Origin of the sequence: Bacillus cereus group sp. BfR-BA-01383 (assembly GCF_022663495.1) — a bacterium.
Taxonomy (GTDB): Bacteria; Bacillota; Bacilli; order Bacillales; family Bacillaceae_G; genus Bacillus_A; species Bacillus_A cereus_AU.
In genome coordinates, this window is the sequence record NZ_JAKUFP010000017.1 from 69,294 (window position 1) to 81,654 (window position 12,361).

Here is a 12,361-nt window from a genome sequence, read left to right on the forward strand (position 1 = left end):
AGAATGATTTGCAAATAAAATGTTCATGTCATATGAACTGATGAAACCGGTGTCATTATAATGATTGAAAATATAGTAAACAGGAAAACCCCCATTTACATCTCTCGTCATTCGAATAGAGAAGTAAATGGGGGTATACTTGTTCCTTTATTATTTCATCATCTGCTTAATCAATTCACGATTTCTCTTCTTAAATACTTCATTATGAGAAGAAACCATTCCGTATTCACTTGCATCTGGTTGAATAAATTGTTTCGCTTTATTCACAGCATTTCCAGCATCTTGGAATGCTCCTGCAATTAAATGTAATTTTCCGTCATGCTTTAAAATGTCTCCAGCGGCATATAATCCATCTACTGAGGACTCACTATTTGCATTCCCTGCAATATAATAATTATCAATAATTGCAACATCTAACTCACTATTTTCTAATAATGTAATGTCACGTTCATATCCATGATTAATAATCACTTCATCAATAGGTAAATGAGAAACTTCACCCGTCTCATGATTCGTTAATTCTACGTGTTCAATTGCCTCATGATTATCACCAGCAATTAATTTTGTAATCGATGTATTAAAGAAACACTCCGCTGAGCTGTTCAGCAATTGTTTCACTTGGGCTTCATGACCAGATAATTCTTCTTTTCTATATGTTAAATACACTTGTTTTGCGATTGGTTCTAATTCATTTGCCCAATCCACGGCAGAATTTCCTCCGCCAGAAATAATGACTGTTTTACCTTTGAAACGTTTCAAAGATTTAACTGTATAATTTAAATTCGATACTTCAAATCGCTCAGCACCTTCAATTGATAACTTTTGCGGTTTCAATATACCACTTCCAGTTGCAACAATAACTGTTCTTGAAAAATGTTCTTCTCCATTGCTTGTTTTTAATGTAAAAGTACCATCTTGATTCCGAATAATTGATTCTACTTTTGTATTTAAAACAACTTCTGGTTGAAATGTTAGCCCTTGCTGTACAAGTTGTTCAATTAATTTATCACCTGTAACTGGCAATAGCCCTCCTATATCCCAAATCATCTTCTCTGGATAAACGTGTATTTTACCACCTAACTGTGGTTGAAATTCTATTATTTTCGTTTTCATCTCTCTGAGTCCACTATAAAAAGCTGAATAAAGCCCTGCAGGTCCTCCACCTATCACAGTTACATCAAACAATTCTTCTCGATTCATCCGTGCCACTCCTCAGCTACTAGTTGTTGATTATCATTCTCAATAAAATATAACCTGTTTCCGCTAAATTTACAATCAAAATTACTATTGACAATACACTTATATAAAATTATATTATTTAAAGAATCAATAGTGATAATCATTATCAATTTGTTAATAATTAGAAATTTTGGGGTTATATTTTCTTTCATCAATATGGTAAATACTATTTGAAATCTCACATTCAAGATTTTTAATAAGCATTTTGTATTACCGCTAATCTTCCAAAAGAATCAAAGTTAAACAAATTATTGTATACACATACCATCTATTTAAAGGAGAAAGACGATGAAAAAGTTATTTATTTCACTAACAGTTCTTTTCGTTCTTGCTATGAGTGCTTGTAGCAATGGCTCTACAGACAAAAAGAACGATGAAAAAGGTAGTAAATCAGAAACAATTACATACCAATCTGAAAATGGTAAAGTAGAAGTTCCCGCCAATCCACAACGCGTTGTTGTTTTATCATCATTCGCTGGTAACGTAATGTCATTAGGCGTAAACCTTGTTGGGGTAGATTCATGGTCTAAACAAAACCCACGTTTTGATAGCAAACTTAAAGATGTCGCTGAAGTATCAGACGAAAATATTGAAAAAATCGCTGAACTAAATCCAGATTTAATCATTGGTTTATCAAATGTTAAAAATATCGATAAGTTAAAGAAAATTGCTCCTACCGTAACATACACTTACGGAAAAGTTGATTACTTAACACAACATATTGAAATCGGTAAATTATTAAACAAAGAAAAAGAAGCAAAAACTTGGGTAGATGATTTCAAGAAACGTGCAGATGCAGCTGGTAAAGAAATTAAAGCAAAAATCGGTGAAGATGCAACAGTTTCTGTTGTAGAAAACTTCAACAAACAGCTTTATGTATACGGCGATAACTGGGGCCGTGGAACAGAAATTCTGTACCAAGAAATGAAATTAAAAATGCCTGAAAAAGTAAAAGAAAAAGCATTAAAAGAAGGTTACTACGCATTATCTACTGAGGTATTACCTGAGTTTGCTGGGGATTACTTAATCGTAAGTAAAAACAAAGATACTGATAACTCATTCCAAGAGACAGAATCATATAAAAACATTCCAGCAGTAAAAAATAATCGCGTATATGAAGCCAACATGATGGAATTCTATTTCAATGATCCACTTACATTAGATTTCCAACTAGACTTCTTCAAGAAAAGCTTTCTTGGTCAATAATACAAACATGAGGAATTCTTAATTTAAGAATTCCTCTTCCTTTATTCTATAAACAGAAAAGATGTGAAACGAATGACAAAAGATCACGGCACTCCACATTCCATGGCTTTTACATACAAACTCATTTTAAGCATAATTGCATTCTTCCTTATTTTTATGGTTGCAATGGTATTAGGTGCTGCAGATACTTCTATAAAAGATGTATGGTTAGCACTTACTTCCTCCGCTAAAGGAGACAAAATATCTATTATTCGTGAAATACGTTTACCACGTGAAGTTGCTGCCATATTTGTTGGAGCTGGACTTGCTGTTTCTGGTGCAATTATGCAAGGATTAACACGAAACCCTCTTGCTGATCCTGGATTACTCGGCTTAACTGGTGGCGCAAATGCTGCACTTGCACTAACACTTGCTTTCAACCCTTCCATCAGCTATCTGTACTTAACGTTAGCTTGCTTTATCGGTGCTGCAATTGGCGCTATTATGGTATTCGGGGTTGGCATGGTGAAAAAAGGTGGGCTTTCTCCCCTTCGAATTGTATTAGCTGGTGCTGCTGTTTCAGCATTTCTACTCGCAATTTCAGAGGGCGTGGGCATTTACTTCAAAATTTCACAAGAGGTATCACTTTGGACTGCCGGGGGAGTAATTGGAACGACTTGGAGCCAATTAAAAATTATTATCCCCGTTATTTCAATCAGTATATTTATCGCTATCTTACTTGCAAAAAAATTGACAGTCCTTAGTTTCAGTGAAGAAGTTGCTATTGGACTTGGTCAAAAAATTGTCGTCATTAAAACAATTTTATTTATCATTATTATCTTACTTGCTGGTGCGTCTGTAGCGCTTGTCGGAAACATGGCATTTATCGGATTAATGGTGCCTCATATGGTACGTCCTATTGTCGGTCCCGATTACCGCTTTGTTATACCGATGTCAGCAATTGCTGGTGCATCCTTTATGTTACTTGCCGATACAATCGGGCGTACCATTAACGCTCCGTACGAAACGCCAGTTGCGGCAATTGTCGCTATTGTAGGATTACCATTCTTCCTATTCATCGTACGTAAAGGAGGAAGAACTTTCTCATGATGCAATCTATTCTAAGAAAACAACGTATTATCATACTCGCTTTACTTATACTGACCATTACAACCATTGTAGTTGGAATGGGGCTCGGTTCAGCATCTTTATCTTATGATCGATTACTCCCAACACTAATGGGACAAGGTACATTTAAAGAGGAGTTTGTTTTATATTCTTTACGACTACCTAGAATTGTCATTACATTATTAGCTGGTATGGCGCTCGCTTTATCTGGTGCTATCCTGCAAGGTATTACACGTAACGATTTAGCTGAACCTGGTATTCTTGGAATCAACGCTGGAGCTGGTGTGGCTGTTTCCATCTTCTTTTTATATTTTCCAATTGACGTAGGTTCATTTCTTTACTTACTACCAGTTGTTGGGTTTATCGGTGCTTTCCTTACTGCTGTTCTAATTTACGTATTTTCATATAGTAAATCAACAGGACTTCAGCCAATTCGATTAACATTAACTGGTATCGGATTTTCATTTGCACTATCTGGAGCAATGATCGTTCTTATTTCATCAGCAGATCGTATGAAAGTCGACTTTATTGCAAAATGGATAGCTGGAAACATTTGGGGAGATGACTGGACATTTGTTTTAGCAATGCTTCCATGGCTAATCGTATTAATCCCATTTGTCTTCTACAAAGCAAATCGATTAAACATTCTAGCATTAAATGAACCGGTCGCAATCGGCGTTGGAATTGAAATTGAAAAAGAACGAAGATACTTATTAATTGCAGCCGTTGCGCTAGCAGCTGCAGCAGTTTCCGTAACAGGAGGAATTAGCTTTATCGGACTAATGGCTCCGCACATCGCAAAATCTTTAGTAGGACCAAGGCATCAAATATTCATGCCTATCACCGTTTTAATTGGCGGATGGTTATTACTACTAGCAGACACAATCGGGCGAAATATCGTCGAACCTAGCGGTATTCCAGCAGGTATTGTCGTTGCTTTAATTGGTGCACCTTACTTTATGTATTTGTTGCTTAAGAAAGTATAAAGAAACACCCTCAAGATTTTTTCTTGAGGGTGTTTTCATTTTACTGCTGCCCATACCCTTCAAACTTCTTCGCCAAATTCTCCATCTCTTCTTCTGGCAGTAACTTCGGTTCTCCGATGCTTTTCGTTTGATAATAAATTTGTGCACAAAACTCAATCTCTTCTGCAATAGTAAACGCCATTTTTATATTATTTGCCCCAGCAATTAAACCGTGATTCGCAAGTAACACAGCACGTCGATCAATCATGCCTTCAAAAGCAGCCTCTGCTAATTGTTTCGTACCAAATGTTTCATATGGCGCACAGCGAACATTTGGGCCTGCAAAAGCAATTAAATATGACACAGCAGGAAGCTCCCATCCTAATGATGCGATCGTCTTCGCATAAGGAGAGTGTGTATGCACAAGCGCATTTATGTCTTCACGATTTCTATAGTAAATAAGATGCATATCTAATTCACTTGATGGTTTTCTCTCTCCTTCTACCACTTCACCATCTAAGTTTAATATAACTACATCTTCAGGCTTTGTTTCATAATACTCTAAACCACTTGGGCTAATCGCAACAAGACCTTGTTCACGATTAAAAATACTAATGTTACCGCCTGTCCCCTTTGTTAAACCGCTAGAAATCATTTTCTTTCCGTACGCTACAATTTCTTCTCTTTCTTTTTGTAATAACATATACATCCCCCTAAGTATGAAGCTTATGATGACTGACTTTTTAGATCTATCTACTTATTGAAATAGCTTTTTTAAGTTTTCCGTAAATGGTGCCTTTACAATCCCTTTTTCCGTAATAATCGCTGTTACATTTTCATGTGGCGTAACATCAAATGCTGGATTATATACTTTACTTTCTTTCGGAGCAGAATATTGTCCGAAACGATTAATCACCTCAGAAGCATCTCTTTCTTCGATCGGAATTTCTTTTCCTGTCGGTGTTTTTAAGTCAATTGTCGGCGTTGGTGCTGCTACATAAAATGGAATGTTGTAGTATTTAGCTAAAATAGATACACCTAATGTTCCAATTTTATTTGCTACATCACCGTTTGCTGCTACACGGTCACAACCAACGATTACCGCATCAATCTTCCCTTGTGACATGACCATAGCTGCCATATTATCCGTAATGACTGTTACATCAATCCCCGCTCGCTGCAGTTCTAATGCTGTTAACGTTGAACCTTGTAATCTAGGGCGTGTTTCATCCGAATAGATTTTTAAGTCCCATCCTTTTTCTTTCGCTAAGTACATTGGGGCTGTCGCAGTACCATACTTAGTCGTCGCTAAAGCACCTGCATTACAATGCGTTAATACTCCCATGCCATCATGGAATACTGTTAATGCATGTTCTCCAATTTGACGGTTAATTTCTTCATCTTCTCTATGAATCTCTTTTGCTTCTTCTAATAATCTATCTTTCAACTGCGAGATTGATAAGTGAGCATTCTCTTCCGCTATACTTTCCATCCTTTCAAGCGCCCAAAATAGATTTACTGCCGTTGGTCTTGATGTCGCTAAGTACGCACATACTTTTTTTACTTCCTCTATAAACTCTTCCATCGTACTTATAGTAACTTCCTTTACCCCTAAATACACACCATAAGCTGCTGAAACACCTATTGCTGGTGCTCCTCGTACTTTCATTACTTGAATTGCATCCCATACACTTTCAGCCGTTTTAAAAGATTCATAGACTACTTCGTTCGGTAATACCGTTTGATCCAATAACACTAAAGCATCATCTTTCCACTGAATTGGTATTAATTGCTCTGCCATCATCTTCTCCCCTTACTTCGCACTATGCATGGACTGTTTTTGTAACGTTTCTACAAAGTTGCTACCTGTTTTATATTGATTCGCTTGTAAAATAAATTTTTTCGCGGCCTGAAGGCAAATTCGCTCCGCTCTAGCACGCGCTACATCATTCTTAATACAAGTAATATCCTTTACCTTCGCCAGACCAACAATACGCCGAATTAACTCAAGACCCGTCACTGCAGCTGTATCCTCTAATACAGATTGTAAATAGATTTCGTTAAAACCTTCTTCCTTCGCCATAACCTCTGTCACATGAATATTCCAAGCATCTAAAAACTTCTTCTTAAATAGATCAATTAACTCTACCATTGTAGATTGTAACCAATCCATATACGTATCCTTCTCAGCTCCAGACGACATGGTCGCATCTGCATTCACCCAAGCAAACATTAAATTCGCCATTACATTCCCAACGTCATATCCCATAGGTCCATAAAAAGCAAACTCAGGATCAATAACCTTTGTGGAATCATTTTTCACAAAAACAGAACCAGTATGCAAATCACCATGAATCAATGCCTGTGTATTCGTCATAAAAGAAAATTTAAGCTTTGCTACTTCCATACGAAGCTCTTTATCATTATAAATATGCTCTCTAATCCATCCATCATTTAACGGAAATAACTCATTACGCTTATGATGATTTGTAAATGGTTCAGAGTATACGAGGTCTTCTGTAATCTCACATAACTCAGGATTTATATAATTCTTCACGAGTTCCTTCTTCTCTTTATGATTCATTACAACATCCGATGTTAATAAAAGTGTATTTACCATAAAGGTCGTTAAATCCTCAGCAAGCCTCGGAAATATTTGATGATTTATAAGTGCTGTACGTAATATTGTATGATCTGATAAATCTTCCATCGCGCAGCAATTCATCACACTATCAAATAAATACACCTTCGGAACAAGTCCAGACGCTAACTCTTCCTCTAACTGTAAAACATCTGATTCTATACGAATACGATTCGTCGATAACTTAAACTCATCTGAAATACGTGCTGTATCCCCAGCTTGCTTTACAATGACGGAAATATTATCCTTTTCATCCCAAACGCGGAACACATAATTTAAATTGCCATCACCTATTTCTTTACACTTTAACCCCTTTGCATGTTTAAACTTAGGTAATTTCTCTTGCACATATGCAATCACATCTGTAGCTTCCATTAAAAAATACTTCGTGAACTTAGACATGGTTTCCCCTCCACACTAATTGTAAGCGTTTTCTAAAAGCTGTAAAAAGTAATAGATGAAATGTTTTATCCTATAATATATATTCTTCTTTTTGAAAGGTATATCTAGGTTTTATTATATCTTGTTAGTACCTTGAGTCAATGTTTCTAATTATCATTGCAATATACTTCTTAATTATATATTTGAGATGACAAAAATTGTTCACAAAGATTCCAATTCATTTTATTTTATTTATCGCACAATTCTTTGTAAAATAGAAATAAGCAGTTCCTTTTCAAATCCAAAACTTCTAAGAAATATTTCCTTCCGAAGAACTTATACTTACACCATATCTCTAACATACATACTACTCTTTCAAACACTCATTGAAAATTTATGACATGAAAATTACCTTTCCATTCCCTAACAGCCTTAATTGAGAATAAATATTAATTAAATTGGTATAAAGTTGGTTTATTCTCTTGACAAAATAACCACTTCTATATGATAATTAATATCGAATTAGAATTATTATAGTTAATTAAAAAATATATTTTATGAGCAAACTATTTTTTGATGCTCAAAACCAACATTTAGGAGGAATTTTAACATGTTATTAATCGGCACAGAAGTAAAACCGTTTAAAGCTAATGCTTACCATAATGGAGAATTTATCCAAGTTACTGACGAAAGTTTAAAAGGAAAATGGAGTGTAGTTTGTTTCTACCCAGCAGACTTCACATTCGTTTGCCCAACTGAACTTGAAGACTTACAAAACCAATATGCAACTCTTAAAGAGTTAGGCGTTGAAGTATACTCTGTATCTACAGACACTCACTTCACTCACAAAGCATGGCATGATAGCTCAGAAACTATCGGCAAAATCGAATACATTATGATTGGTGACCCAACTCGCACAATCACTACAAACTTCAACGTTTTAATGGAAGAAGAAGGTCTTGCTGCTCGTGGTACTTTCATCATCGATCCAGACGGCGTTATCCAATCTATGGAAATCAATGCTGACGGTATCGGCCGTGACGCAAGCATTCTTGTTAACAAAATTAAAGCAGCTCAATACGTACGTAACAACCCAGGTGAAGTTTGCCCAGCTAAATGGCAAGAGGGTTCTGCAACACTTAAACCAAGCCTTGACCTTGTAGGCAAAATCTAAGGAGTTCGATCAAAATGATACTAGATGCAGATATAAAAACACAACTATCCCAATACCTTCAGTTAATGGAGAACGATATTTTACTTAAAGTAAGCGCAGGAGACGATAACGTATCTAAAGATATGTTATCTCTAGTAGACGAATTAGCTACTATGTCATCTAAGATTACAGTAGAAAAAGTTGAACTAGAGAGAACACCAAGCTTTAGCGTAAATCGCCCTGGCGAAGACACTGGTGTTGTATTCGCTGGTATTCCATTAGGACACGAATTTACTTCATTAGTGTTAGCTTTACTACAAGTGAGTGGACGTGCTCCAAAAGTTGAACAAAAATTAATCGATCAAATTAAAAACATTCAAGGCGAATATCATTTTGAATCTTATATCAGCCTAAGTTGTCATAACTGTCCTGATGTTGTACAAGCTCTTAACGTAATGAGCGTTCTAAACTCTGGTATTACACATACTATGATTGATGGCGCTGCATTCAAAGAGGAAGTAGAAAGCAAAGACATCATGGCAGTACCAACTGTGTACCTAAACGGCGAATCTTTCGGAAGCGGTCGTATGACACTTGAAGAAATTTTAGCTAAAATGGGTAACGGTCCAGATGCATCAGAGCTTTCTGATAAAGATCCATACGATGTTCTTGTTGTTGGTGGCGGCCCAGCTGGCGCAAGTGCAGCAATTTATGCAGCACGTAAAGGCATCCGCACTGGTATCGTTGCTGAGCGCTTCGGTGGTCAAGTAATGGATACTATGGGTATTGAGAACTTCATCAGCGTAAAACGCACTGAAGGTCCTAAGCTAGTAGCAAGCCTTGAAGAGCACGTAAAAGAATACGACATCGATGTAATGAATCTACAACGTGCGAAACGTTTAGAGAAAAAAGAACTTATTGAAGTGGAACTTGAAAACGGCGCTATTCTGAAAAGTAAGAGCGTAATCGTTTCAACAGGTGCTCGCTGGCGTAATGTTGGCGTACCAGGTGAAGCTGAGTTCAAAAATAAAGGTGTAGCATACTGCCCACACTGTGACGGTCCATTATTCATTGGAAAAGATGTAGCAGTTATTGGCGGCGGTAACTCTGGTATTGAAGCAGCTATCGACTTAGCAGGTATTGTTAAGCACGTAACTGTTCTTGAATTCATGCCAGAATTAAAAGCTGATGCTGTATTACAAGAGCGTCTTAACAGCTTACCAAACGTAACTGTTCTGAAAAACGTTCAAACAAAAGAAATTACTGGTACTGACAAAGTAAACGGTATTTCTTACATCGATCGTGAAACTGAAGAAGTTCATCACGTTGAATTACAAGGTGTATTCGTTCAAATCGGTCTTGTGCCAAACACAGACTGGTTAGGTGAAACTGTTGAACGCGCTCGCGGTGAAATCGTAACAGATAAGCACGGCGCTACAAACGTACCAGGAGTGTTTGCTGCAGGTGACTGTACAAATAATCCGTACAAACAAATCATCATCTCTATGGGTTCAGGTGCAAACGCAGCTTTAGGTGCATTTGATTACTTAATCCGTAACTAATTATAAAAAAAACAGGTGCCTGAGCACCTGTTTTTTTTATACTCCTAACGTATAAACTAAAAATCTCTCATTCCCATTCTTCTCATAAGCACCCGGCAATCTAACTTCTCTCTTCAATTCAAACGCAGTCTGGTTCTCTAAGAAGAAAATATAATCCTCCGAAGGATAGTATAAAATAATATCCACTTCCCTCTCTGCTTCTTCTACCGAAAGCAAAATGTTATTTACTACGTTCATAAATACTTGTACTGAAAACGGATTAAAGAAATAAAATCGATTATCACGTGGATCAACTTCATATTCTTGTGCTAAACAGCACTCAAATTGAATTTCATCTTTACTGTTTCGTACCTTTCTCGCATAACGATCACGATTATCCATCGCATCTTTATAAAACTCTTCATTCATTTCAATTCCAACTGCTGAAGCACCACATTTATGATGCATGTAAAAGTTTAATCTCCCTTTTCCGCACCCAAAATCTACAATTCGGTCGCTACTTTTTATTTCATATTGATTCAATAACTCATCTAATCCGCTATACGGCGTCGGTTCATAACGATGATAATGCATAGACTTATGAAATCCTTTTTGCTCTCCGACTGTTTTTATATGTAATACAGCATCGTAATATTGTTCGTTCATTCGTATTCTCCTATTAAAAAATATTACTTATTATTATACACCACGTACTGGAGGAGAATTTTTCATCAAATTAATTGGTACATGAAATTATATCGTCGCAAATGAAAGCATATCGAACATAACTTCCAATATATCGTCGCAAAATCGAATATATCGACGTTTCGACAAGGAATATCGACTTGCCGACAAATTCCTACAAAAAAACAGGAGCTCTCTAGCCCCTGTCTTCCAACACTTTCAATACAGTTTGTTTCAATATTTCTACCCCATCCATAATACAACTATGATCAAACTTCATATACGGATGGTGTAATCCAGGTTGTAGGTTTGCCCCTAGTCCAAGCATGACAGCTTTTAAATGCGGTCTCTTCACTGTGTAGTAATGGAAGTCATCGCTTCCTGTCGTATAGAGTGGGCCAGTACACCCCTCTTCCCCGTATACTTCCAGAATGCCTTTTCGCATAAAGCGTTCAGCTTCTTCTGACACTTCTGCTCCTGGAGCGAGATCAATCCACTCATAAGAAAGCTTAGATCCCATTGATTCAGCTGACTTAATTACTTGTTCTATTTTTTGCTTTAATTCATCTAGTAATATGTTATTTTCTGCTCTTACATCTAAACTAAAATGCCCGTTACCTGGAATAATGTTTAGATTATCACCACCAGCTTGGCATCTCGTCATCTTAACAGAATACGACGTCTGCGGCGGTAGCCATATATTTTTCAATCCAATATTGATCATCGAGATGACATCAATTGCATTTATCCCTTGATGTGGGCGTGCCCCATGTGCATCATCTCCGTGAATCATCCCCTCTAAAAATCCTGCTGCTCCGTGACGAATTGATGGGGCGGCTTGTTTCAAAGGCAGTTCTTCAATTGGCCTTAAATGAACACCAAATAAGAAATCAGCATCATCCACTGCCCCCTTCTCTACCATCTTTAAAGAACCATTTCCCTTTTCCTCTGCCGGCTGAAAAATAAATCTAACCGTACCGTTATCCCATCTCATATTTTTCAATTGTAAAATAAGCCCCATCACAATTGTCATATGAGCATCGTGACCACACGAATGGTTCGCTTTAAATTCTCCATCTACTTCTTGCCATAGTGCATCCATATCAGCGCGAATCGCAATAACTGGATTCCCGCTTCCGATTTCAGCAATTACGCCAGGGCAATCATCAAATGTTTTATATGAAATTCCTTCCTCTTTCAAAAAGTCAGTAATATACGCTGTCGTTTCATACTCTTTCCAACTTACTTCAGGGTTTTCATGTAAATGCTGAAAAATTTCCGTTAAACGCTCTTGTAGTTCTAATGTTTTCAAAGCTTCATTCTCCTTCCCAAATTACAAACCACTCAGGTTAATTATACTTATGAAAAACAGATGTTTTTATGAACATATTGAATTTTAAGAAAAAAGTCAATTATTTATTTTAAAACACTTTAAAAGCTTATT

General features: G+C 36.7%; 11 protein-coding genes. 5 read left to right on the forward strand and 6 right to left on the reverse strand.

Features of this window, described 5'->3' with window-relative positions; genetic code table 11:
* Positions 1-150: 150 nt before the first annotated feature.
* The gene (locus MR065_RS16575) at positions 151-1,200 is read right to left on the reverse strand and encodes an NAD(P)/FAD-dependent oxidoreductase (RefSeq protein ID WP_098991807.1); all 1,050 of its coding nucleotides are present in this window, start codon (positions 1,198-1,200) and stop codon (positions 151-153) included.
* 327 nt (positions 1,201-1,527) lie between these two features.
* Here MR065_RS16575 and MR065_RS16580 point away from each other — a divergent pair, with 327 nt between their 5' ends.
* The 3 genes from MR065_RS16580 to MR065_RS16590 are packed head-to-tail and all read left to right on the forward strand — an operon-like array spanning position 1,528 to position 4,538.
* The gene (locus MR065_RS16580) at positions 1,528-2,445 is read left to right on the forward strand and encodes an iron-hydroxamate ABC transporter substrate-binding protein (RefSeq protein ID WP_097904952.1); all 918 of its coding nucleotides are present in this window, start codon (positions 1,528-1,530) and stop codon (positions 2,443-2,445) included.
* Between the two features lie 48 nt (positions 2,446-2,493).
* Positions 2,494-3,534 carry a FecCD family ABC transporter permease gene (locus tag MR065_RS16585; RefSeq protein ID WP_242214450.1) on the forward strand — a complete coding sequence of 347 codons (1,041 nt, stop codon included), beginning with the start codon at positions 2,494-2,496 and terminating at the stop codon, positions 3,532-3,534.
* Positions 3,531-4,538, forward strand: coding sequence for a FecCD family ABC transporter permease (locus MR065_RS16590; protein ID WP_242214427.1), 1,008 nt, complete (start codon positions 3,531-3,533; stop codon positions 4,536-4,538). Before MR065_RS16585 ends, MR065_RS16590 begins: the two co-directional genes overlap by 4 nt.
* 40 nt (positions 4,539-4,578) lie before the next feature.
* Here the strand turns inward: MR065_RS16590 and MR065_RS16595 are convergent, their stop codons facing one another.
* Genes MR065_RS16595 through mtnK form a run of 3 tightly spaced genes read right to left on the reverse strand, consistent with a single transcriptional unit; the run spans position 4,579 to position 7,560 of the window.
* Entirely contained in the window at positions 4,579-5,220 is a 642-nt protein-coding gene (locus MR065_RS16595) for an L-fuculose-phosphate aldolase (RefSeq protein WP_242214428.1), read from the reverse strand.
* A gap of 54 nt (positions 5,221-5,274) precedes the next feature.
* Complete coding sequence (mtnA, locus tag MR065_RS16600; protein ID WP_242214429.1) at positions 5,275-6,318, reverse strand: S-methyl-5-thioribose-1-phosphate isomerase; 1,044 nt, start codon at positions 6,316-6,318, stop codon at positions 5,275-5,277.
* Between the two features lie 12 nt (positions 6,319-6,330).
* Positions 6,331-7,560 carry an S-methyl-5-thioribose kinase gene (gene mtnK / locus MR065_RS16605; protein ID WP_242214430.1) on the reverse strand — a complete coding sequence of 410 codons (1,230 nt, stop codon included), beginning with the start codon at positions 7,558-7,560 and terminating at the stop codon, positions 6,331-6,333.
* Between the two features lie 589 nt (positions 7,561-8,149).
* Here mtnK and ahpC point away from each other — a divergent pair.
* Both ahpC and ahpF read left to right on the forward strand, forming a co-directional pair.
* Positions 8,150-8,713: an alkyl hydroperoxide reductase subunit C gene (gene ahpC, locus MR065_RS16610; protein WP_000924422.1), complete on the forward strand. Its 564-nt coding sequence runs from the start codon at positions 8,150-8,152 to the stop codon at positions 8,711-8,713.
* Between the two features lie 14 nt (positions 8,714-8,727).
* Positions 8,728-10,254, forward strand: a complete 1,527-nt coding sequence (ahpF, locus tag MR065_RS16615; RefSeq protein ID WP_063221593.1) for an alkyl hydroperoxide reductase subunit F — start codon at positions 8,728-8,730, stop codon at positions 10,252-10,254.
* A 36-nt stretch (positions 10,255-10,290) separates the two neighbouring features.
* On the opposite strand, the gene MR065_RS16620 is transcribed toward ahpF, so the two are convergent.
* Entirely contained in the window at positions 10,291-10,899 is a 609-nt protein-coding gene (locus tag MR065_RS16620) for an SAM-dependent methyltransferase (protein WP_242214431.1), read from the reverse strand.
* Positions 10,900-11,113: 214 nt separating this feature from the next.
* Positions 11,114-12,229, reverse strand: a complete 1,116-nt coding sequence (locus MR065_RS16625) for a M20 peptidase aminoacylase family protein (RefSeq protein ID WP_242214432.1) — start codon at positions 12,227-12,229, stop codon at positions 11,114-11,116.
* Positions 12,230-12,361: the final 132 nt, after the last annotated feature.

Coding starts and splice junctions, on each gene's coding strand:
- MR065_RS16620 (WP_242214431.1), bottom strand. CDS start 10,899: ATGAACGAACAATATTACGATGCTGTATTACATATAAAAACAGTCGGA.
- ahpC (WP_000924422.1), top strand. CDS start 8,150: ATGTTATTAATCGGCACAGAAGTAAAACCGTTTAAAGCTAATGCTTAC.
- MR065_RS16580 (WP_097904952.1), top strand. CDS start 1,528: ATGAAAAAGTTATTTATTTCACTAACAGTTCTTTTCGTTCTTGCTATG.
- mtnK (WP_242214430.1), bottom strand. CDS start 7,560: ATGTCTAAGTTCACGAAGTATTTTTTAATGGAAGCTACAGATGTGATT.
- MR065_RS16595 (WP_242214428.1), bottom strand. CDS start 5,220: ATGTTATTACAAAAAGAAAGAGAAGAAATTGTAGCGTACGGAAAGAAA.
- MR065_RS16575 (WP_098991807.1), bottom strand. CDS start 1,200: ATGAATCGAGAAGAATTGTTTGATGTAACTGTGATAGGTGGAGGACCT.
- mtnA (WP_242214429.1), bottom strand. CDS start 6,318: ATGGCAGAGCAATTAATACCAATTCAGTGGAAAGATGATGCTTTAGTG.
- ahpF (WP_063221593.1), top strand. CDS start 8,728: ATGATACTAGATGCAGATATAAAAACACAACTATCCCAATACCTTCAG.
- MR065_RS16590 (WP_242214427.1), top strand. CDS start 3,531: ATGATGCAATCTATTCTAAGAAAACAACGTATTATCATACTCGCTTTA.